We start from the raw sequence: 22,209 nt of genomic DNA, 5'->3' as shown, positions 1-22,209 counted from the left end.
ATCCACTTACTACCTACCACTGATGCTTAAGTCCCTCATGCAAGTATCCGGCTTCACGGCCATCAGTCGGGTATTAGGATTTTTGAGAGATATTCTGATCGCTCGGTATCTCGGGTCTGGGTTGTTAGGCGATGCCTTTTTCTCTGCGTTCCGATTTCCTAATTTGTTCAGACGGATCTTCGGCGAGGGTGCATTCAATGCCGCTTTTGTTCCCATGTTTGGGCGGCGATTGGAAAATGACGGTGAAGAGAGTGCGATGAGGTTTGCATCGAATGCCTTCTCTACTTTAGCAGCTGTTCTCATCGCAATCAGCATCGTGGCCATTCCCTGCATGCACTGGGTGATGAGTGCGGTGGTGCCAGGATTTAAAGCCAAAGTAGAAATGCCTCTGCAAATGCAGGGGAGTCCAAATATAGCCAAGGACTTTTCGGTTAGAGTGGATGGCATGCGCGATGTTTACCTGACCGTTCCAGAAAATAATGTCGAGGCACTGACCGGTGTATATGAACTCCGAAACCTCCGCTTTGTGGAGGAGCAGCCACTTGTCTTTCCAAAGTTCTGGGGAGCGGGGGAGCGGGGAGGTTCGTTTACTGTCGAACAGGTCAGCGAGGCATACTCCGCCCAAGAGAAAGTCCGGGCCGAAAAAGCGAAACGGACACCTAATCCGCCCATGGTAAATTTGGTGGCACTGCCGTTCTCTGGTCCGACAACGGGGTCCGGGTCGATGAAATGGATCATTTCTGGTGATGGCCAAGCACGCATCCGTTTACCTAAAAAACACAACTACGGCTGGTTTGAGGGTGAAATGGCCCTCGTGGCTACCTCCGGCTCAGTGATAGCCCCCGATGAAAATGGAAACCCGCCTGCGCTGAAAATCTATCGTAACCATCCTGATACATTCAGCCTGACTGTGAAGCTCTCGCAGATCACTTTTTGTTATCTATTGTTCATGGCGTTAGTCGCCCACCTCAGTGGAGTGTTGAATACTTTCAAAATCTTCGCCGTGCCGGCTGCGGCTCCGATTCTCTTGAACTTGGTGTTTTTGGTCGGACTGGGAGTATTTGTGCAGTGGATGCACTCGGATGTTCCGGCGCATGTGTTGGCATGGTGTGTCGCTGTTGCTGGCCTGTTGCAGTTCATGATGCTTTACGGAGCCTGTAGAAAAAACGGCTACCGAGTGCGTCTTCAGAAGCCAGTGATCGATGGTTCGATGAAACGCCTTTTCCTGCTGATGGGGCCGGGGATACTGGCTGCTGGGATTCAACAGATTAACTTGCTCGTAGGTGGTGTGATCGCATCGTTCAAAGCTGGTGCGATTTCATGGCTATATTACTCGGATCGCGTTTATCAGCTGCCACTTGGTATGATAGGCATTGCTCTGGGTGTCGTGTTGCTTCCCGAAGTCACTCGTTTGGTTCGTCGTGATGATATGTTAGGTGCCTCCAATAGTATGGTCAAAGGCATGGAGCTTGGCTTGCTCATCACGCTTCCTGCGGCGGTGGCGATGTTAGTCATTCCGGTTCCCATTATCAGCGTGCTCTTTCAGCGTGGAGAATTTACGGCTGACGATGCCTTGCAATCAGGCAGGGCGCTGCAAGGTTTTGCACTAGGCCTGCCGGGATACGTGCTGATCAAAGTTCTCCAGCCTGGTTATTTTGCACGCGAAAATACTAAAGCTCCGATGATGATGGCTGGCATCACCGTGATTGTAAATATCGTGGTGAGCCTGATTCTTTTCGGGCCGCTCGGTCATGTCGGAATCGCCATCGCCACCACCGTTGCTGCTTGGGTCAATGTGTTCCTCTTGGCGAAGGGCCTCAAGGGGCTTGTTACTCCCGGTAAGGATTTTTGGACCAAGACATTACGTATCACCATCGCGAGTGTGGCGATGGGGCTGCTAGTGTGGATTGGTTATCAGGTGCTAGGCTCTTGGTTTGACGACGGCTTCTGGAAACGTTGCATCGCACTGCTTCTTCTCATCGGCCTTGGCATGTCCGCTTACGCTGTTTTGGTCTTGTTCACCAAAGCAACCAGCTTGGCCGAACTGAAAGCTGGCTTTAAGAGAGGATGACGTTGATTTATCCTGACAGATCTTTCTCTACGCAGCAGTATGGGATTTGTAATGAATGCTAATCATCTGAAAAAAATTTCGTGTGCTCTCGTGTTGGCGGGGGTGAGTTCCAGTCTCTCTACGGTTTTAGCCCAAGAGACGAAAAAGAAGAAATACGATACGCCCAAGCAACCATGGAGCGAGTACACGGTGCACGATATGACTCGTCCCCATCCTGAAAAAGTTGCTGGCAAGACGGCGGTCACGACCAAAGCTCCGGAAGGCGCCATCGTTCTTTTCGACGGTAAAAATACCGATGCCTTCACCAAGAACTGGAAAGTCCAAGATGGTATTCTGATAGCTTCTCCAGGAGACATCAGAACAAAACAATCATTCGGGAGCATTCAGCTTCACGTTGAATGGAGAATTCCAGCCGGACGTAAGGTCAGCGGTCAAGGTGGTGGTAATAGCGGGATTTTTCTCATGGACCGCTACGAAATCCAGGTTCAGGAAAGTCATACCAATGTCACCTACGCCGATGGCCAAGCCGGTGCGATCTACGGCCAAACTCCACCTAAGGTAAATCCGTCTGCCCCACAAGGTGAATGGCAAAGCTTCGACATCACTTTCCAGGCCCCGGTCTATGGTGAAGATGGAGTTATGAAATCAGCACACGTTACCGTCGTTCACAATGGTGTGAAAATTCATGATCAACAGGTGATCTACGGACCGACCACCCACAAAAAAGTGGCGAAATACCCCAAGACACATCCGGAAAAAGCGCCATTGCGTATTCAGTGGCACGGAGACCCGATCGAGTTCCGCAATATCTGGCTGACTGAACTGAAGAAGTAGTCCGCCTTATATCGACTGTAGGAGGTATACAAAAGGCAGTGTAAAGCCTAACAGCGTTAATAAGGTTCCGGCCAGAAGCAGGAGCCAAGACGTTGTTAGGAGTGTGATGAACTGACCTCTGCGTTCATCTGATTTACTGAGAACAGCCAAGATTACTGAGATGATGCCTCCCGCTGCTATCGTGAGAGGGAGCAGCAGACCCGTGCTGACAATTTCCATCACGACTTGTGAGATCAGTGGCAATATGATGTCACTGTTCTCGATTGTTGTAGCCAGCTTGCTCCCTACGGAGGCTACGACGCTGCCAGTTAGTGCATAAGCTATAAATATGGCACCGATGGCAGTGTAGGAACTCGCGGTAGGATTCATCACTTTCATGTGTTCGATCCACAGCTTGCATTAGCTGATTTCATTGTCATCAGAAATCGCCAAAGTTGAGCCGTAAAGTGGCGAATATGTTGTTCTTACACACCTGCATTGGCATGTAATCTGCTCGCCTCGGCAGCATGATGAACAACCAACAATCAAAACGCGTCGGCTTTCTTTTGGACATGGATGGCGTGATTTACAAGGGGAAGAAAATGATCGAAGGCTCTGCTGAGTTTTTAGAAAAATTACGAAGCAACAACATCCCTTATCTTTTCCTGACTAACAATAGCCAGCGTACCCGCAGAGACGTTGCTCTAAAATTGAATCGACTCGGCGTTCCGGCCGAACCAGAGGATATTTTCACATGCGCCATGGCGACTGCGCGCTATCTCTCCATGCGAAAGCCTAACGGCACGGCCTTCGTTATTGGCGAGAACGGTCTGGCAGCGGCCCTGCATCAGAACGGTTACACTGTGGTTGATGATGACGCCGACTACGTGGTGGTTGGGGAGGGGCGTACCATCAACTTTGAAATGATTGAAAAAGCGGTGCGTTTGGTTTCGAAGGGCTCTGCTCTGGTCGCCACAAATTTAGATACCACTTGTCCAACGGATGAGGGGATCCGACCAGGCTGTGGGGCGATCGTTGCGATGATTGAAAGCGCTACTGGAATGAAGGCATTTTCAGTAGGGAAGCCCAGCCCAGTCATGATGCGAATGGCTCGTGCATCACTGGGCCTGCGTACCGCGGAGACGATCATGGTAGGAGATACCATGTACACTGATGTGTTAGGGGCAGTTCAGTTAGGTTACCAGTCCGTGCTGGTGCTCAGTGGTCATACCAATGAAGACGACTTGAAGAAATTCGCCTATCACCCTGATCTCGTGGTGCCTTGTTTGAATGACATTCCGGAGTCATTCTATATGCCGCAGTTACAAGCGAAGTTAGCGGCTATGGCTTGAAAAACTTTGGAGCAAGTTCGCTACTCACGGAGTCGACCTTAGCTTGGTCGGGAGCTTCCGTTTCGGGGAAAAGAAAAAGGTTATAGTTTGTCTGATCTTTTTTCCCTCCGCGTGTCAGTCGGTATTTGTCTGTGCGTATTGACTGCGAGCCGCCCCAAAACGAGCGAGCCAGACCGTCACTATCCGCGGCAGGGTTATCGAGTTGAGCTTTTAGCGAAACTCCGTCTAAGCCGTCAGGAGCTGGAACCCCGGTGAGGTCACAAAGCGTTGGAAAGATATCGATGGTCTCGGTGATCGCTTGAGCTGGTGTGCCCGCTTTTGAAATTCCTGGTGTGCTGATGATGAGAGGCACTTGCAGGGATTCCTCGTAAAGGCTGTGTTTGCCCCAGATCGCTTTTTCTCCAAGGTTCCAGCCGTGATCTCCCCAGAGCACAACGATAGTATTGTTCTTTTGTCCGGATTTTTCCAGTGATGTGAGGATCTTGCCTACTTGAGCATCGGCATAACTCACCGACGCGTAGTAGTAACGGCGCACCAAGGCAGCGTATTCTGCGTCTTTGCGTGGATCTTTCCCTTGGTGATTATAACCTCCGAAAAATTCACCGCTGCCGTTCCACGTGAGGAAGCGCTTGGGTTTCTCTGGATCGGTGACCTCCGGGAGTTTCTGGCCTTCGTAAAGGTCCCAGTATTTCTTTGGAGCAGTGAAGGGGAGGTGCGGCTTGATAATACCTACAGCCAGCAGCCACGGTTGCTCCGATTTAGTAAGCTCGCCCAGTTGTTGGATTGCAGTGTTGGTTATAAGACCGTCCGGATAGAGGGTGTCCGGACCTTCTTTGATTTCCAATGCGGGAGTCTTTCCCCGTGTCCGAGGCACACCGTTGGCGATGCCGTGCATGGCATTGCGAGGTGTTTTCCACTCGCCGCTTGGCATCAGGTTTCGATCCCATGCTCCGGGCATTTCCACCTGTTTCGGATCGTTCCATTCCGACCCCATCAGTCCTCCCGGATAGTGGGTGACCTTACCGACAGCGACCGTGCTGTAACCGTTGTTTTTGAAGACTTGGGGGAATGTCGGAGTGAGTTTGTCATTTTTGGCCCGTGCGGAAATAGCTCCATTGCCCCGATCGGATCCAGCCCGTGGGTATCGGCCTGAAACAAGCGAATGACGCGAGGCACCGCAAGTAGGAACCTGGACGTAATGCCTGCTGAAAACACGGCCCTGCGCGGCGAGTTGATCGATGTTCGGCGTGTGCATGTGTGACTTGCCGTAGCAGCCCAGTTCGGGCCGCAGGTCGTCTACGCAGATGAAGAGAATATTAGGTTTAACCTTAGTTTGAGCCAGTGTGGGCGGAGCTGAAACAAGTCCAGCGACAGAAACTAATGTAATAATTGCAGGCAGAGAAAAACGAGAGAGCATGGTGCGGAGTAGTTTGCTTAGAATGTTCCGTTGAGCTTGCGGCCCACCCAGAAGATAGCAAGCAGGAGAACCAAACATGCTGCAATGATCCAGCTGGACCATAGGGGGGTGCGAGTCTCCATTGCTTGAGGGTCAGGCAATGCTTGGATCTCCTTGATTAAGGCTGCGATTTTTTCCCCGTTAATCATGCGACCACGTGCGACACGAGTCATTTCCTCCAACACGTCGGGGCGAGCGGGCATCCCTGTTTTTTCAATTTCGCTACCTTGAGCTAACAGAGTGGTCTTGATGCCGTGTGCTTTGTCCTCACCAACAACGGCTTCAATTTTCCACGCACCGGGTTGAGCGATTTTGAATCTACCAGTGTAACTACCCCAAGCGCCTTTCGCCTTGTCCAGACTGATGCGACGGGTTTTTCCGTCGGGAGAGGTGATATCAACTAACACGTCACCTTCTTTTAGCGGGGCTCCGTATTGGTCGAAGGCGTTGGCGTTGAGAGTGACGGTATCACCGGGTTTGGGGCGATCCGGTGTGAAGTAAAGGCGGATACGTTCGCCAGCGGCCATATTGCGCTGATAGGACATCCAACGCGCGACTTGTCCCCAGAAACGGTAGTGGTAAAGGTCTTCGACACCACGACGCCAGCGCCATGCAGAATCATGGCCGAGGAAGAGGACTTTGCCATTGCCTGCGGTCTTGGTGACCAGCATGGGGATGCGACCAAACTCGTTAGACCGGTTAGCGTGCACAGCCAGAACATCCGTGCCCCCCTTGGCTTTAATGACAGGAGCGTGCCAGTAGAAGCCCGGCAGGCTTTTCCAAATCACAGGGTTATCGTCCTCGGTATCACCAAGCATGGTTAGCAGCGAGCCCTTGCCTTCTGATGTTAGATTTAGCTGAGATGCGGTGGTTTCACTATATCCTTCCTTACGCTTGTCATCGAGAATGACTGGAATGAGATCTCCTAATGGGCTGTCGACCAATGAATGTTCGTTGCCCTGGCGGCCTGGAATGAACACAATACCACTGGCCTGGTCTTCCACCAGTCCCTTGAGGAGTTCTGCCTGTTCTTTGGTCAAGCCACCATTTCCAATGCCAACATCACCGATGAAAACGACATCGTATTTTTGTAGATCTTCGAGTTTTTCAGGAAACTTGGTGATGTATCCTGGGCCGTCACCTTCGCCCAACTGTGGATGGAGTAGTAAACAACTGACAGTGACACCTGGATCTCGGTAAAGGGCGTTACGAATGAATCGATATTCCCAACGTGGAGTCGACTCGATAACCAGCACGTTGAGTGATTCCTTGCGTCCGGCGATGGTGAATTGGCGTTTATTGTTTTTGGCAACCATCTCTCCGGTGGCGACGGGAATGGATAACTCCAGGGTGGAGGATCCTTCCGCAGTGAGACGCCATAGAATGGAATCATGGTATTCCTCTCCAGCAGGGATCACGATGTTCTTGGTGCGTTCTTTGCCAGATTTAATATCACGAAGTCTTACGATGGTGCGCACATCGCGATCGAGCGAGGATACAATCGTGAAGGGGATCTGTACGTTTTCGCCTACGATACCGTATGTGGGCGCGGTAACATTGGAAATGTCCAGGTCTGGAAGCCGGTTGTCGCTGCCCACGGGAATCGCGAAGAGAGGAATGTTGCGGCGGCGCATTTTCTGCGCAGCGGCTACTGGCCCAATGCCGGTGTTCCAATCGCCATCCGTGAGGAGGATCATGGCGCGTAGGTTGTTGTGTTCTTCGAGAATGTTGTCGATGGCACTGTAGATATCGGTGCCTGCTAACGCCAGCGTCGCTGGATCAGCATCTTCCGGAGGTGCGGAAAAACCTTCTTCAAAAACACGGTTCCGTTCATCACTTTTAAGCGGCTTGAATAGATCGCTGCCAAGGATTTTTTCCATCCATTCGGAACGCGTGACAACTTCTTGGCTGGCACTTAACTCCACGGGGAGAATCGCATCTGCTGTCGTAGACGAGCGCGAAGCATCAAAGAGAATCGCTACTTCAGGTTTGCTGTTAGGCTCAGTGATGACTCGCCATTCTGGCTGCCAGAGCATCAGCACACAAATTAGAGCACAAAGAAAACGCAGTGCTTCTAAGGCTCCGGTGCGCTTAGGACGCGTGGATCGCCTGATGGCCATGACACACAGCGTGCCTACTGCTAACAGCGCAATAATCCCAATCCACAGCGTGAGTGGAGTCGGAGAAAAAATGAGGTTGGAAATGGAAAAATTCAAGGTGGCTGAGTTACTGAGTTTTTTTCAGTTTGGGTTGCAAACAAAGGATCGCCTCGGTGATGAGGAATACTAGCATGGCGATGAGGAAAGCTCGCCAGATTTCGCGCGCAAGTGATTCCGATTCACCGGTATCTTCAAAGAGCTTGTAGGGAACTCCTTCTAGAACGGTGTCTAATTTGGCGTTGGTGAGAATTTGCCATTGGTCTTCGGATTTCGGACGGTTAACGGCGAGAAGGCGATCTCCCAGCTTCCATACACCGGCTTCATAAGGCGCATTGCTACTTGTGGATTTGGAATGTGTGTCGAGACGTGTGCGCGTTTCACCATCGGCCACTAACGATTTCTGACTGCCTGTGATGGCGGCAAAAGCCGAGCCGAAACGTTTGTCTCCCAGTTCGATCATGCGTTGAACGACAGGTAGCAAAACATCCGCATCGCCGAGGTTAGACCAAGTATAGTCGGGAAGCGTGGCGGCGAAAATGGCACTTCCATCACCAATTACTTTTCGCGCGAGGAAGGTTTTTTCATCGTCCCAACTAGCCAGCGTCGTTGCGTCACCTACAATTTCGCGCCGTTTGATGGCTTTTAGTTTGGGCACAGGAATTTGTGTTCCCTCAAGCCCATTTCGTAGAGGTCCGTCTGTTTGATCCCACTCAGGGATAATGAAATACTGGCCCTTGGGCGCGACCGTTTGCTCTCCCCAGGTAAGGCCAAGGAAATTGGTGGTGGATTCACCGCGAGGAGGGAACATGATAGCCGCGCCTCCGGACTCCAGGTAGCGGGTGAATTCTTCCGCGATGGTTCCCTCGGGGAGGGGAGCCTGCCAGATGACAAGAGTGGCGCTAGCCCAGTCGATTTGGTGTGCGCTGTTAGCTGCGACGCGAGTGGCGACACTGCGATCAAATCCCGGTGGAGCGGCAGCGAGCTCTAGCCAATCAGGTGACTCGCCACCCTCGGTGACTAGAAACGTTTTCGATGGAGCATCTTCACCATAGGCAAAGTAGGAAACGTTATCACGCAGGTTGGTATCAGCGGGGATGGAAACAAACCCATGACCGGTGCCTTCACGCGTTCCCAAAGGTAACCGTTTTTGGAACTGATAGGTCTGTCCATTGATGGTGACCTTGTCTGCACTGCGTGTGCCATTCAGACTATAAGTAATTGGAACTGCAGCTGGGCCCTCTGAATCGGTTCGTGTGATTTCGAGATCGAGCACAAGTTCATCCTCGCTGCGTCTGGAGGAAAGAACGCGGATCGAGTAGTTGTCTGTGGGTGAGGAAGCTAACGACAGAACGCGCAGCGTGGTGTTCTGGGGAAGGTCATTTAACCCGGTGCGAATTGCCTCCCATCGTCCTTCTTCCGGAGCCCAATCCGATAGCTGTAAATCCGATGCCACCCAGATTTCCGTGCGACCAGGGGAGCGCTCTAACACATAGTCAATGGCGGTAGAGATTAGTGCGGGAATCGATGCCTTGGTATCGGTCGCCGATGTGGAACTGAGTTCTTCCAGAGCATCTGGAGAAGGAACGTCTTGAGCCTTGCCACTGGCACTATCAATCAGCACCAAGCGAGGTGAGTTGAGTTCAGTTAGGGATTTCCTAACACTGGCTATAGCACTGGCTCTCTTGCTTTCACGACTTCCGGGCGACTGCTGCTCCATGCTGGAAGAGCGGTCGAGTATGAGGATGACGGTATCGACTTTACCTCCACCCCAGCCAAGGAAACCTCCCACCAAAGGACGAGCAATGGCGAAGATGAGTGCTGCGATCGCTAGGGTTCGGCAGGCAAGGATGATCAGATATTTGAGTTTCTTCTTACCACGAGACTCACGAGTGGCCTTAAGCAGGAACTCCATCGCCGCCCATTGTACAGTGCGGTGACGCCTGCGGTTGAGCAGGTGAATAATGATCGGGATACTCGCAGCGAGTAGACCCCAGAGCAGAGATTGTTGAAGGAATGACACGGATGGAAAGGAAGTAGGTCAGAAGAAATCAGGTCAGGCTTTGCCTTTTTTGGAAAGTCGGTTGGTTAGGAAATTGTGGACGATTTCCTCGTAGTCCTGATCGGTGGTGATGAGATGGTAATCAGCATGAATATCGTGACATTTCATCTTCACGGTTTTCATGAATTCTCGCATGGCGGCGCGATATTCATCCGCGACCAAGGTAGGCTCGGCGACGATGGAAGTTTTATCCTCCATGTCAACAAACCGGTGCGGTCGTTCGAAGTCGAATGCAATTTCCTGTTTGTCCAACATGTGGAAAACCGCAACATCATGCTTCCGATAGCGAAGGTGCTGTAAGGCATCGCCTAGGGCATTGGTATCGCAGAAGAGATCAGACATGATGATCACGAGAGCCCGCTGTGCCACTTTTTCTGCAATCGTGTGCAGGGCATCAACGAGACCGGTTTCCCCGGATGGTTGAGTCTTTGCAAGCACCTCAAACATATGGTTGAGGTGAGCCGGGCGCCGTGTTGGCGGGATTTCAATATGAATTTTTTCCTGACAAACTGACAGGCCTGCGGCATCACCCTGATCGATGATTAAATAGGAGAGAGTAGCTGCAAGCTTGCGGGCAAACTGAATGCGAGCATCGTTCTCCGCGCTAAAGCCCATCGAGCCACTAGCGTCTAACACAAAGTAGGCACGTAGGTTCGTGTCGGCCTCAAACTCCTTAATATAATAGCGGTCAGAACGAGCGTAAGCTTTCCAGTCCAGCCTTCGGGTATCGTCACCTTGGACATATTTCCGGTACTCCGCAAACTCCACCGAGGAACCCCGGTGAGGTGAGCGGTGTCGGCCCGCGACATTGCCCGTCATCGCTTGTCGCGCCTCCAGAGGAATGGCACCAAGCCGAGAAAGAGCTTCCGGATCTAGGAAATCGTATTTCATTATAAGACCTACGCTTCCTGCATTTCAGCGACGAGGCGATCTACTACCTTGGCGGCGGTCATGCCTTGGGATTCGGCAGCGAAGTTAGTCAACACACGGTGGGTGAGAACAGGGCGCGCGACCGCTTCGATGTCTTCTAGGCGAGCCATGTAGGAGCCGTTCAGTGCAGCGCGAGCTTTTGCTCCGAGAATGAGATACTGGACAGCACGTGGACCTGCACCCCAACCGACGTATTCGCCGATCCAGTCAGGGGAGGCCTCTGTTCCTGGACGGGTCTTGCGCACAATCTCTACAGCGTAGTCGTAGATATGATCAGGAACGGGCACTCGGCGAACCAACTGTTGAAACTCGAGAACTTGGTCTCCGTTGAGAATATGATTAAGAGCATTCTTGGCTGTGCCCGTGGTTTCGCGGGCGATACGAAGTTCCTCCTCGTGCGATGGGTATTCAACGTTGATGAGGAACATAAAGCGGTCGAGCTGCGCTTCGGGGAGAGGGTAGGTGCCTTCCTGCTCGACGGGGTTCTGTGTCGCCAATACGAAGAAGGGTTTATCGAGTTGATAGGTTTTTCCGAGAACGGTCACCATATTTTCCTGCATGGCCTCCAACATGGCGGACTGGGTCTTAGCAGGCGCACGGTTGATTTCATCAGCGAGAACAAGATTGGCAAACACAGGTCCTTTGATGAATTCGAACTCACGGTGGCCGGCGTCGGTTTCCTGAATGATGTCGGTTCCGGTGATGTCCGCTGGCATGAGGTCCGGAGTGAACTGGATTCTGTTGAAACTCAGATCCATGGTCTCTGCAACGGATGACACCAGCAAGGTCTTGGCCAGTCCGGGCACCCCCATGAGCAATGCATGACCACGAGCGAACAAACAAATGGCTAGCTGCTCAACGACATCTTCCTGACCGATAATCACTTTGCCGATTTCATCTTTGAATGCTTGGTAAACAGTGCCCAGATGATCGATGGCCGCAACGTCATCAGCTGGTAATGTGGTGGCTGGAGAGGTGCTGTCTACTGGTGCGGAAGCCTCGGCGGTGGTGTCTTCGGGAGGTGTGGTCGGTGTGTCCATAAATACAGTTGGTTGATCGATGATTGAAATTGAATGGTTCTCGGAATGTCAGCTGTGTGCTAATGTATTGTTTGTTAGAGGGTCACGATTCGGCGTGGTTAAACTCGTGTCAGCAAACTTCGTCTCGCTGCTGATACCTTAGCGAAGCTATGGTCGGGATTTATTTTGTCGAGGGAGTAAAATGTCGATTTTACAAGTGACTGATACCTTTGTCCGTGCGAATATCTTGCTTGGCATCTGCTAGTATTCTGGCAGTCTTTAAAAAATTACACCCAACCATGGCAAAAACCGCAGGAAACCCTTTTGATCACGCTTTTGAAATGCTGGGCCACGCCCCTGATGTAGCCACTGACTGCATCAACTCGGAAGCCCTAGAATTACTCACTCAGGCCCTTACTTCGCGAGCAGGCGACAGAGGCCGTATGGTTCTGCTCCGGTCGCCACGCGCAGGATTTGGCAAGACTCATTTGTTGATGAGATTGCACCAACGGGTGGCCCACACCCATGAGTTCATTCCACTCGAGCCGAGCAAGGGCAGATACTTGGATGCGTCAGCCGTGCTTGATGCTGTGTTGCGCAGATTTTCTCGGATCCTTCCGGGCGGTGGTGGGTTGACCGTGTTGGATTTATTGGCGCGACGTATTCTAGCCACTGGTCTTGAGCCGCTGGTTTGCTCCGGTGAGGTGCCTAGCCAGGACCGTGAAAGTGCCTTGCAAGCTCTGCAGGAGCGCCCGGTCGAGACATTCGATTTTCATAATGAGGAGGCTGTGACTGCCCTTTGGGCTCAAGCCAACTTCGGTCTGTTAGGGCCGCGCCTTACCGCTGAACTTGCCGAGCGAACTCAGGCAGGATTCCGTCCGGTAGCATGGTGGGTTGAGCTGTTGTTCCGCTACAGCTCGGCACCGCTCGATCAAACAACGAGAAACAGTTCTTTAGTTGAGACAGTTTTTGGTGCCGATGCAGTTGAAACTGACATGCATGAAAAGCTGGTGACTCTACTTAACCTGACCGGCCTGGTAACATCGCCAGTATTAGTCCTCGATGAAGTTGAAGGTTTTTCGAGCAACCCCGAGGCAGCATTGCAAGTCGCAACATTTCTCAATGCTCTCCATCAATCTTGCAATGAGCTGGCTCTGATCATCAGCGTGAATGGTGACGTATGGGAGACCGCTTTCTTGCCGCGCATGCCCTGCGGACTGAAAGATCGTTTAAGCGATATTGTGATCGATCTGAAGCCAATGACCAAAGAGCAGGCTGCCAAATTACTGAGAGATCGTGCTGGTGACCATGCTGATCAGATTCTTGACCGGATGGATCTCGATACAGGTGTCATCTATGCTAGAGGTCTGATTCGTGAAGCTTCAAATATGTGGGCTGAGCTGGAAATGCAGGCATCTGCACCCGCCACAGGTAGTCAGACATCTCAAACTTCTGATTTTGCCACTGCTGCACAAACTCCAATCTCTCTTGCAACACCCACTCCGGAGCCAACGCCCGAGCCAGCGCCTGACCCAACACCTACTCCGGAGCCAACACCTGCACCAGAACCGGTTCAGCAGGCTGAAACCAGCCCGCAGCCAACCACAGCTCAAGAACCTGTCGCGCCCGCCGCTCCTACCGAGGCTCAACCTGCTCCAAGTCCGCAGCCTGAATCAACGGCTCCCGAGCCTGCACCGACTGAGCCGTTTACCCAAGTAGTAGCAGAGCAGAAAAGTCCTGAACCAGCTGCTGAGGTTAAGCCAAGAATCACCAGTGATGTGATTTCCGCAGCCGCAGCGGCAGCCGCTGCCATTGAGACTTCGGAACTCGAAACTTATAGTCAACAACCTGCGGGGCACATGGCTACGGATATGGCCAGTCCTTTTGAGCCGGTGGCAGATTATAAACCAGCTCCGACTAATCCAGTAGCTTCTGATCACTCGCAGGGGATCATGTCTCCGTTCCAAGAAGCTGATTCTCAGGAAACTGATGAGGATGACGATTCAGAAGGTTTGCCATATTTCGAAAATGTAGAAGAAGCTCAGTTTAATTATCAGCCCGAACCTACAGCGCCCCAATCCACAGGAGTGTTCGAACCAGTTCAGCCTGCAAGTGAACCAGTGGCAGCTCAGGTAACCGAGCCAAGGGCATTTGCCGATGAGAGCAAGACCGAGGAACCAGCCCAACAGGATTCCCCATTCACCTACGCTGATAATCGTGAACAGCACGAGGCGCCCGCGCCAATAACTCCACCACAGGAGCCAATCCAAGCTGTTGAGGACAGTCCTTTTACTCCGGTCGAACCATCGGCCCCACAGCGAGACAGCGCAAAGTCTTCTCAGCCAGCGGCTTCTCCATTCAGCATTGATACCGATGCGAACCCAGTGTCGCCATTCCAGCCTGTGACTCCTGTTCAACCGGCGCATCCGGTACAGCCAGTTCAGCCGGTTGCCAATCAGGTGCAACCGCCGCAAGCTCAGCCTGCGGCAAGTCCGCAGCCAGAACCACCAGCTAGCACCTTTGGTCAGGCTCACGAGAATCCGCCCAAACCGCATGTCGTCACTTCGGGCGATCAGGAGAAAGTGGAAGATCTTCTGCGCCAGTTCCGCGATCGCTACGGCAGGGAGGAATAGTTCGAAAGGGGAGACCGCCTCATGGAGTTGAGGCATCTCTTGGTCCAGTGACTGAAAAAACACATCGAGTGTGTATTTCGCACTTGTCATTGCTCGTTCGCGTCTATTGACTCTCTCATGGCGCAGATCTCCCTAGGACTTTCTTTCGACGACGTATTGCTCACCCCTCGTATGAGCAGCGTGCTTCCTGGTGAAGCTGATCTTTCATCGGCTCTCACTGATAAAATTGGCCTTAACATTCCCGTTGTTTCAGCGGCGATGGATACGGTTTCCGAAACCGAACTCGCGATCGCTTTGGCCCGCGAAGGCGGCATCGGTGTGATTCACCGCAACAACTTGATCGAAGATCAGGCTGCGATGGTTTCCAAGGTCAAGCGATCTGAGAGTGCGATCATCCACGAGCCATACACGGTGCGAAAAGAGCAAAGTGTCGGTGAACTCCGCTTCATCATGGACCAGCAGGGGTTCTCCGGATTCCCTGTGGTTGATGCCGAAGGTAAGCTTGAAGGGATGGTGACCGGTCGCGACGTCCGCCACATGGCCGATGACTCCGCCAGAATTTCCGAGGTGATGACCCCCCTTGAACGTGTGGTCACATCGCCTGAAAAAACCAGCATGCGCGAGGCACGCAGCATTCTCTACAAAAACCGCATCGAGAAACTGCCACTTGTTGATTCGTCTGGGAAACTGGTCGGTCTGATCACTGGAGCTGATATTGAAAAGCGGATTACTTTCACCAACTCCGCCAAAGATCCTAATGGCCAACTCCGCTGCGGCGCTGCCGTGGGTGTGGGACCTGATTGCGTTGAGCGTGCTCAGGCTCTTATCAAGGCAGGCGCAGATGCACTTTTTATTGATGCCGCCACCGGCCACACCAGTCGCGTAATGGAGGTCATCAGCAAGCTTCGCGAACTCGGAAACGTGCCTGTCATTGCGGGTAATGTCGTCACCGCAGAAGGAGCTAAGGATCTTTGTGATGCCGGTGTTTCCGCTGTCAAAGTGGGTGTTGGCCCAGGCTCCATCTGCACCACACGAGTGATCTCGGGCGTTGGTATGCCGCAGTTCACCGCGATCCAGAACGTGGCGTCTTACTGCCGCGACAAAGGAGTGGCAGTCATTGCCGATGGTGGAATTCGCTACTCAGGAGACATTGTCAAAGCGCTCGCAGCTGGTGCGGATATTGTCATGTTAGGTTCCATCCTTGCAGGCACTCGCGAAAGTCCGGGCGCTACCGTCCACTACCAAGGACGCCGATTCAAAACATACCGCGGTATGGGATCGCTCGGTGCCATGCGCAAGGGCTCAGGCGACCGCTATGGTCAGAATAGTTCTGGGAAATTAGTGGCTGAAGGGGTCGAAGGCCGGGTGCCATATAAGGGACCTCTCGCCGATGTTGTGTTCCAGCTCATGGGAGGGCTTCGTTCAGGTATGGGCTACGTCGGTGCTTCCAATCTAACTGAACTCCGTGAAAGAGCTGAATTCACCCAGATTACATCCGGTGGCTTGAAAGAGAGCCACGCTCACGACATCGTCATCACCGAGGAGCCGGTCAATTACCAACCTAGCCTCTAACTTATTTTTCTAACGATCCAGCTGCGTGGTCGTCATAGGCCACGCAGTTCCTTTTTTTAGCCAAACTATCAAATTTATCATGACTGAAAACAATCACGTAGCCGTCTTCGACTTCGGCTCTCAGTATACCCAACTCATCGTTCGCCGGGTGCGCGAACTTGGATTTTTTGCCAAACTTTACGAGCCAGAGGATATCTCTAACATCGGAACTCCCGGTGCTATCATTTTGTCAGGTGGCCCCAAGAGCACCAGCGATGATGATGCTCCGGATATCGACTTTGAAAAACTTCAGGCGTTCGGTGTTCCTGTGTTAGGTGTTTGCTACGGTATGCAGCTTCTGAACATCAAGTTCGGTGGCTCCGTGAAATCGAGCAACCGCCGCGAATACGGTCCGGCTGCACTGAAGCCCACTGCCAGCGAAGGATTATACGAGGGAATTTCCCACGAATCACAAGTCTGGATGAGCCACTCTGATACTGTTAGTGATCTGCCTGCAGACTGTAAGGTGCTTGCAGCCAATAAAGAGGGGACACCTGTTTCTCTCCAGTGGGGCGAACGCTTCTACGGTATTCAATTCCACCCTGAGGTGACTCACAGTCACGAGGGTCTCCGTATTTTGCACAACTTCCTACTCACTGCTGGGAAACTGGCAGAATTCCGTATCGAGGATTTCAAACGTGAAATGTTAGAAGGGATTCGCAAGAAAGTCGGCGACAAACAAGTCGTCTGCGGAGTCAGCGGTGGTGTCGATAGCACTGTGCTCGCAGTCTTGCTGAAAGAAGCTGGCGTCAACGTCCGCGCGATCTTTGTTGATCACGGCCTGATGCGACTCGATGAAGGCGATGAAGTCCGTAACAACTTCCACCGCATGGGTGTGGAAATTGAAACCGTCGAGTGCTCTGATCTTTTCCTGAGCAAGCTTGCTGGGGTCTCCGATCCAGAGGAAAAACGCAAGATTATCGGAGGGTTGTTCATCGATGTCTTCTGGGAAACCGTCGGAAACGCTGACCTTCTGGCTCAGGGCACGCTATACCCAGACGTAATTGAGTCGGCTTCCAATGCGAAATCCAAAGCATCCAAGATCAAGACTCACCACAATCGGGTCGACCGAATTCTTGAACTGCAAGCTCAAGGGAAAGTGTTAGAACCTCTCGCCGAGCTTTTCAAAGATGAAGTCCGCGAGCTTGGAACCTCTCTCGGAATCGCCATCGACATCCTCCAGCGCCATCCGTTCCCTGGACCAGGTCTCGCTGTCAGGTGCCCCGGAGATATCACCGAAGAGAAACTCCGCATTATCCGCGAGTGTGATCATATTTTCATCACGCGTCTGAAGGATCACGGTTGGTATGATAAAGTCTGGCAGGCATACGCCGGTCTGATTCCTGTGAAAACTGTCGGTGTTAAAGGTGACGAACGAAGCTACGAGTGGGCAATCAGCCTGCGCGCCGTGATCAGTGAAGATGCGATGACGGCTGACTGGGTGGAACTGCCACCGGCATTGCTTCGTGAGACCAGTAATCGTATCCTTAACGAAGTCGACGGAATCAACCGAGTGCTCTACGACATCTCGACCAAGCCACCGGCGAGCATCGAGTGGGAGTAGTCCGTTTCCTCCGGAAATTGGCCTCAATTGACGGGGTAAAACATCTCTGGATTCTCTGGAATCGCAGCGTCTATTGTGAGGTTATGTTTTATTAACATTTCTTTACTTTCTACGCTTGGAAAATAGGGGGCTTTCCACTAGTCTTAGTGGCGAGATGAAATGTCCCCGATGTGTGCAGCGAATCCATCGTAGTGCTCCACAGTGCCCGCACTGTGGATTTGCGATGCAGGATCTCGATGCCCATTACGGTGCCGGCGAGGTGCGCATGCGTCGCCTCAGTGATTCAGCAGGAGTTCTGCGGCTTAAGGAACGCAAGAAAGTGGAGAAGTGGTTTGATCAATTCGAGGCCACATTTCCGGAGCTGTTTTTCAGTGTTTATTTCGGCGCCCTCGATGAACGTTCGAACATCCGCCAGTTTGGCCTATGGCTATTGAACCGTGGTGCATTTGAGGACGTTGATTTATCCCGACCGAATGACGGAGGGGTGCTGTTAGTCGTCGATGTGAATTCCAAGGCCGCATTCATTGCCAGTGGTTACTTGCTCGACGTGTATCTTAAAGAGGAGGACACTTTTCGCGCCTTGTCCAAAGCCCACCCCCATTTTTTGCAGGGCAATTATTTCCGCGCTTTGAAATCGATCATGGGGAATATTTCAGGATCACTTCGCAAGCGCTCGCGTCAGGCGAATCGGAATCCTGAAAAATACCAACGTCTCATAGGCCAGTCTCAACAAGACATGGGGGATATCCTCCAGCGTATTCGTTCAGGCAAAGATGAGGCCACCAAGGACTTGAGTCGTCGACCAGCGGTCGATGAGAACCATCTTCAGCAGCACGTGCAATGATCCCGAGAATGGACAAGCCACCATTTACCCAGCAAACGACTTTGGTATGGCTGGTGGCAATATGTTTTCTAGTTGCGCTGGCTCCACAAACTTCCTTGGCGCAGGCACTACCCGTGTGGTCTGCAGAGGATCGGGCAAAATTAAGCAAAGGTGAGCTCATTGCGGGTGCCGGGCTGCTCGTTGATGACTCGGCCGCCAGCGAATTACCAGAAGTGGCACCAGATCCGGAGGTTCCATCACTTCCTCCAGAAGAGCCCGAGCCAGTGTATGATCCTGAAGTCATTCCCGAGGAATTCCTCAGCGCTTATTTTTCGGCCACACCTAAGACCTATTTGATCGATCCCCAGCAGCTGCTCAGTCGGCAAGAGGCAATGGATCGCGAGGGATTCCTCGAATATCATGCCGCGGATTCCGCCGTAGATATTAGGCTTTACCTATTTGATGCTGAGCAAAAAATTCCAGCGGGGTACACACTTCAGGCATTGGCTGAGGAGCGTTATGCGAACTCGAATTTGACGGCTGTTGTGTTTTGTTTCCTCGGCAATCCATCACGGAACATGCTGGCCTTTGGCGGTAAAGGTGCAGACTCGCTAGACAGCGAGGAAGTGCGGAAAATGCTGGAGGTCTCTATCCTAAAAGCCATGGAGAAATCAGAACCAGCTGGTCAGGTGGAGGCATTTGTCGTTCAGTTGTCTATTAAGCTGTATTGGATGGAGCGTGCCATTGCTAAAGAACAAGTCGCGCAGGGAAACACCATGGGAGTCACGACTGAGGCCGAGAAAAAATCACAGGCCGAAACTCCTGCAGCTACGGGCGCATTCACGGAGATCAAACCCTATCTACCGTACATTGTCATCGGTGGTAGCGGAGTTACAGTTTCCTGTGTGGCTCTCGCAGCGGCTATTTTCCTTTGGCGCCGCAGTCGAAAATACCATTTTCCTGTGCTTGAAATACCGCGCCGTCTCGGAGCTGACTATGGTGCCGGAGTAGGGGCTGTCATCGCATTTCATAACAAGCAGGGGTCACCTTCGAGCCAGCGAGATCAAGTGCCAGACTACCTGACACGGATGTGATTTTAGAGGATCTAATAGAATTGACCCCTAGAGACGAAATTTGCCCTGAAATCGCTTAAAACGCGTGTTTTTCGATTGTTTGTTCAATTACGGATAAAAACTTTACGAATATGTATATCGTGGTAATTTCAAGTCGTTCCAGCAATGGAGCGAGACAGTCCGATTGGCATCAGTTCATACAGGTTAGGGGGTTTCCTGGTGATCTAGTCCGGTCGGACTGTTTTTCTTTGTACAGGTATTGCCAAGTTCTTTAGAGCTGTTCGACGATAATTTTGCGGCTCGCACTTCGTCCTGAGTCATCGGTGATGGTAATCAGATGCTCGCCAGGTTCTAATTGTGCTGTGAAAATGCCTTCGATGCTTTCAATTTTCAACGTCGGGCATGTCCAGCTGACCGCTCCTGGGAAATCTGTGGCCAGCTTTAGAAATCGACCATTTCCAGGGAGGTCTGGATCTAATAAATAGCGAGCTTCGCGTGATGGGGACAGTATACGTAGAGGCTCTCTGTTGATCACCATCTGCGTGTTTTGTTCTGAGATGGCGAAGCTGTTTTTATCTCCTTCTTCAGTCATCCAGTCGGCATAGCGAATATCGAGGAGTGTTCTTCCTCTGATGTCGAAATCCTGCCGTTGTGACGCAAGTGGTAACCGATCATTTGGCAGGTCTAGTGTGATGGTGTCTCCAGTTTGCTGAGTCATTCTCTTGCCGGTATGAATATGCACCATGCATTTCGTCATGTCGGTGGGGCGGGCGAACCACTTAGGCCGATGATCACGGTGTAATCGCATCATCGTTTCATGGAAAATGGGACCCGCTCCACTCACACCCGAGATGCCACGCATAGGGCTATTGTCCAGATTGCCAGCCCATACCCCTACGGTGAAATCCTTGGTAAATCCGAGACACCAGTTATCACGGAAGTCAGTCGAGGTTCCGGTTTTGACTGCGCAAGGAAAGGGGAACCGGAGAGGTGAGTTCGGGCCGAAGGCGGCGGAGCGCGCTGAGTTGTCGGTCATGGTTTGAGCAAGCATCCAGCACGATTGGTAGCTGGCCACATGCTGCGGTTTCTCATCGGTTCCAGCGAGATAGCTCACGGGTTTGTAAATACCCATGCGTGCCAACGAGGCATAGGCATTTGTTAGTTCTAACAAGGTAACTTCACCAGATCCAAGAGTCAGTCCGAGACCATAATAGACCGGATCCTGATCCAAGGTGCTGATGCCTAATTTCTCTAATAAACTTTTCAAAGAGTCGGCGCCACCCACGGCATTCAGTGTGCGCACCGCGGGCACGTTAAGTGAGTTGGCTAGAGCATGATGAATCGTCACCGGACCTTGGTGATGGCGATTGTAGTTCACAAAATGCTTTTCCCCGCGGGTGTCTGAATAACGGGTGGGAATGTCTTCGATGATAGTCGCTGGAGTCATGCCTCCATTTTCAAAGGCGAGTAAATAGGTGAATGGCTTCAGAGCCGAGCCGGGGGATCGAGGCGTGCGGGCGGCATCGATCTGACCTCCATTCTGCTGTGCGTAGAAGGCAGATCCCACATGCACAAGCACCTCACCAGATGCGTTGTCAATGACGACCACAGCCGCATGCTGGATATGCTTATCGCGCAAATGTTTGATCTGCTCTTGAATGATCGCCGTAACATCGCGCTGTAAAGTGGCTGAGATGCTGGTGCGAATCTCCTGTGTCTCATCCGGTGACCTTGCTGCTTGGCGACTCCGCTGCATCAGTTGAGCCAAGTGCGGGGCTGTTGTTTCATAGCGACCTTGATTCAGTTTCAGAGGTTCGGCTTTGGCCACTTCAATTCGCTCGGGCGGAATCTGATAAACGATACTCATCCTATCAAGAATCCAGTTGCGCCTCTTGATGGCAGCCTCGGGGTTTCGCCTTGGATTGAGGCGGCTAGGAGCTTGTGGTAATCCCGCTAACAAGGCGCACTCGGCGAGAGATAGCTGACTCAGCGGTTTGCCAAAATAGTGTCGTGCAGCTTGCAGTGGTCCCTGACTCCTGTTGCCATAATCGAGGTGATTGAAATAGGCCGTGAGGATGTGATCTTTGTCATAGATCATTTCCACGTGTCGGGCCGTGAGGCATTCACGCAGTTTGGTCGGTAGGGTGCGGCTTGCTTTCTGAGAGCTTAATTTGACCGTCTGTTGAGTAACTGTCGATGCCCCCGAGACGAAACGTTTCGATTCCCAAGAGTCTCGTAACGCACGTGCGGTGGCCCTGACATCGACACCCCCGTGCTGGTAAAAACGCTTGTCCTCAGCCGCCAATGTTGCCTTTACCAAGTCATCTGGCAGATCGTCTAGCGAGGTAGTCCGGTGGCGGTAGTAGTCTTTTCTTACCCAGTGATCCAGAGGTTCACCATATCTATCTAACAATACCAGTGAGCTTCTCGGCCCAGAAGCGATGCTGTCTGGAACCGGGAATGCAAAAGGTAGGATGAAATAACCAGCCAAGGCTGCGGTCAGGCCTGAGAGCAATAGCAGGCCACACTTACGCCTCAATCGTTCCGGGCGCTTCCTAAGCCAGCTTGGTAATTGGATTTTCAAGGTTGGTTATTTGATGCGAGGACGATTTGTTCGTTGGTTCAGTTAGAGAGATATTGACCTGA

At 52.1% G+C, this 22,209-nt stretch carries 15 protein-coding genes; 8 read left to right on the top strand and 7 right to left on the bottom strand.

What is annotated here, in order from left to right; translation table 11 throughout:
* Positions 1-22 precede the first annotated feature (22 nt).
* Positions 23-2,071, top strand: coding sequence for a murein biosynthesis integral membrane protein MurJ (murJ, locus tag ACSPJT_RS03030; RefSeq protein WP_435894895.1), 2,049 nt, complete (start codon positions 23-25; stop codon positions 2,069-2,071).
* A gap of 51 nt (positions 2,072-2,122) precedes the next feature.
* Positions 2,123-2,905: a 3-keto-disaccharide hydrolase gene (locus ACSPJT_RS03025; protein WP_435894894.1), complete on the top strand. Its 783-nt coding sequence runs from the start codon at positions 2,123-2,125 to the stop codon at positions 2,903-2,905.
* A 6-nt stretch (positions 2,906-2,911) separates the two neighbouring features.
* Here ACSPJT_RS03025 and ACSPJT_RS03020 read toward each other — a convergent pair whose 3' ends face one another.
* Positions 2,912-3,283 carry a hypothetical protein gene (locus tag ACSPJT_RS03020; protein ID WP_435894893.1) on the bottom strand — a complete coding sequence of 124 codons (372 nt, stop codon included), beginning with the start codon at positions 3,281-3,283 and terminating at the stop codon, positions 2,912-2,914.
* 128 nt (positions 3,284-3,411) lie between these two features.
* On the opposite strand from ACSPJT_RS03020, the gene ACSPJT_RS03015 reads away from it, so the two are divergent.
* Positions 3,412-4,236: an HAD-IIA family hydrolase gene (locus ACSPJT_RS03015; protein ID WP_435894892.1), complete on the top strand. Its 825-nt coding sequence runs from the start codon at positions 3,412-3,414 to the stop codon at positions 4,234-4,236.
* On the opposite strand, the gene ACSPJT_RS03010 is transcribed toward ACSPJT_RS03015, so the two are convergent.
* From ACSPJT_RS03010 to ACSPJT_RS02990, 5 genes are read right to left on the bottom strand one after another with little or no spacing between them, the layout of a single operon-like run.
* The gene (locus ACSPJT_RS03010; protein WP_435894891.1) at positions 4,226-5,653 is read right to left on the bottom strand and encodes a sulfatase; all 1,428 of its coding nucleotides are present in this window, start codon (positions 5,651-5,653) and stop codon (positions 4,226-4,228) included. The two genes, ACSPJT_RS03015 and ACSPJT_RS03010, sit on opposite strands and share 11 nt — an antisense overlap.
* 17 nt (positions 5,654-5,670) lie before the next feature.
* Entirely contained in the window at positions 5,671-7,908 is a 2,238-nt protein-coding gene (locus tag ACSPJT_RS03005) for a hypothetical protein (RefSeq protein ID WP_435894890.1), read from the bottom strand.
* 10 nt (positions 7,909-7,918) lie between these two features.
* The gene (locus ACSPJT_RS03000; RefSeq protein WP_435894889.1) at positions 7,919-9,871 is read right to left on the bottom strand and encodes a BatA domain-containing protein; all 1,953 of its coding nucleotides are present in this window, start codon (positions 9,869-9,871) and stop codon (positions 7,919-7,921) included.
* A 33-nt stretch (positions 9,872-9,904) separates the two neighbouring features.
* Positions 9,905-10,801, bottom strand: coding sequence for a DUF58 domain-containing protein (locus tag ACSPJT_RS02995; RefSeq protein ID WP_435894888.1), 897 nt, complete (start codon positions 10,799-10,801; stop codon positions 9,905-9,907).
* Between the two features lie 8 nt (positions 10,802-10,809).
* On the bottom strand, positions 10,810-11,880 hold the full coding sequence (locus tag ACSPJT_RS02990) for an AAA family ATPase (protein ID WP_435894887.1): 1,071 nt from the start codon (positions 11,878-11,880) through the stop codon (positions 10,810-10,812).
* A gap of 278 nt (positions 11,881-12,158) precedes the next feature.
* Here ACSPJT_RS02990 and ACSPJT_RS02985 point away from each other — a divergent pair, with 278 nt between their 5' ends.
* The 5 genes from ACSPJT_RS02985 (at position 12,159) to ACSPJT_RS02965 (ending at position 19,584) form a co-directional block, all read left to right on the top strand.
* Positions 12,159-14,492 (top strand): hypothetical protein, encoded by a 2,334-nt coding sequence (locus ACSPJT_RS02985; RefSeq protein ID WP_435894886.1) that lies wholly within the window; start codon positions 12,159-12,161, stop codon positions 14,490-14,492.
* 117 nt (positions 14,493-14,609) lie between these two features.
* The gene (gene guaB, locus ACSPJT_RS02980) at positions 14,610-16,064 is read left to right on the top strand and encodes an IMP dehydrogenase (protein ID WP_435894885.1); all 1,455 of its coding nucleotides are present in this window, start codon (positions 14,610-14,612) and stop codon (positions 16,062-16,064) included.
* A 79-nt stretch (positions 16,065-16,143) separates the two neighbouring features.
* The gene (gene guaA / locus ACSPJT_RS02975) at positions 16,144-17,667 is read left to right on the top strand and encodes a glutamine-hydrolyzing GMP synthase (RefSeq protein ID WP_435894884.1); all 1,524 of its coding nucleotides are present in this window, start codon (positions 16,144-16,146) and stop codon (positions 17,665-17,667) included.
* Between the two features lie 172 nt (positions 17,668-17,839).
* On the top strand, positions 17,840-18,511 hold the full coding sequence (locus ACSPJT_RS02970; RefSeq protein WP_435894883.1) for a TPM domain-containing protein: 672 nt from the start codon (positions 17,840-17,842) through the stop codon (positions 18,509-18,511).
* A gap of 8 nt (positions 18,512-18,519) precedes the next feature.
* Positions 18,520-19,584: a hypothetical protein gene (locus tag ACSPJT_RS02965; protein ID WP_435894882.1), complete on the top strand. Its 1,065-nt coding sequence runs from the start codon at positions 18,520-18,522 to the stop codon at positions 19,582-19,584.
* Between the two features lie 250 nt (positions 19,585-19,834).
* Here the strand turns inward: ACSPJT_RS02965 and pbpC are convergent, their stop codons facing one another.
* Entirely contained in the window at positions 19,835-22,147 is a 2,313-nt protein-coding gene (pbpC, locus tag ACSPJT_RS02960) for a penicillin-binding protein 1C (protein ID WP_435894881.1), read from the bottom strand.
* Positions 22,148-22,209 lie beyond the last annotated feature (62 nt).

The sequence above is a fragment of the Oceaniferula spumae genome (assembly GCF_042849255.1).
In the GTDB taxonomy this organism is placed as follows: Bacteria; Verrucomicrobiota; Verrucomicrobiia; order Verrucomicrobiales; family Akkermansiaceae; genus Oceaniferula; species Oceaniferula spumae.
The sequence above is the reverse complement of the archived record's forward strand: the minus strand, read 5'-3'. Positions and strand labels throughout refer to the sequence as shown.

Coding starts and splice junctions, on each gene's coding strand:
- murJ (WP_435894895.1), top strand. CDS start 23: ATGCTTAAGTCCCTCATGCAAGTATCCGGCTTCACGGCCATCAGTCGG.
- ACSPJT_RS02965 (WP_435894882.1), top strand. CDS start 18,520: ATGGACAAGCCACCATTTACCCAGCAAACGACTTTGGTATGGCTGGTG.
- ACSPJT_RS02985 (WP_435894886.1), top strand. CDS start 12,159: ATGGCAAAAACCGCAGGAAACCCTTTTGATCACGCTTTTGAAATGCTG.
- guaB (WP_435894885.1), top strand. CDS start 14,610: ATGGCGCAGATCTCCCTAGGACTTTCTTTCGACGACGTATTGCTCACC.
- ACSPJT_RS02995 (WP_435894888.1), bottom strand. CDS start 10,801: ATGAAATACGATTTCCTAGATCCGGAAGCTCTTTCTCGGCTTGGTGCC.
- ACSPJT_RS03010 (WP_435894891.1), bottom strand. CDS start 5,653: ATGCTCTCTCGTTTTTCTCTGCCTGCAATTATTACATTAGTTTCTGTC.
- guaA (WP_435894884.1), top strand. CDS start 16,144: ATGACTGAAAACAATCACGTAGCCGTCTTCGACTTCGGCTCTCAGTAT.
- ACSPJT_RS03015 (WP_435894892.1), top strand. CDS start 3,412: ATGATGAACAACCAACAATCAAAACGCGTCGGCTTTCTTTTGGACATG.
- ACSPJT_RS03025 (WP_435894894.1), top strand. CDS start 2,123: ATGAATGCTAATCATCTGAAAAAAATTTCGTGTGCTCTCGTGTTGGCG.
- ACSPJT_RS03020 (WP_435894893.1), bottom strand. CDS start 3,283: ATGAAAGTGATGAATCCTACCGCGAGTTCCTACACTGCCATCGGTGCC.
- ACSPJT_RS02990 (WP_435894887.1), bottom strand. CDS start 11,880: ATGGACACACCGACCACACCTCCCGAAGACACCACCGCCGAGGCTTCC.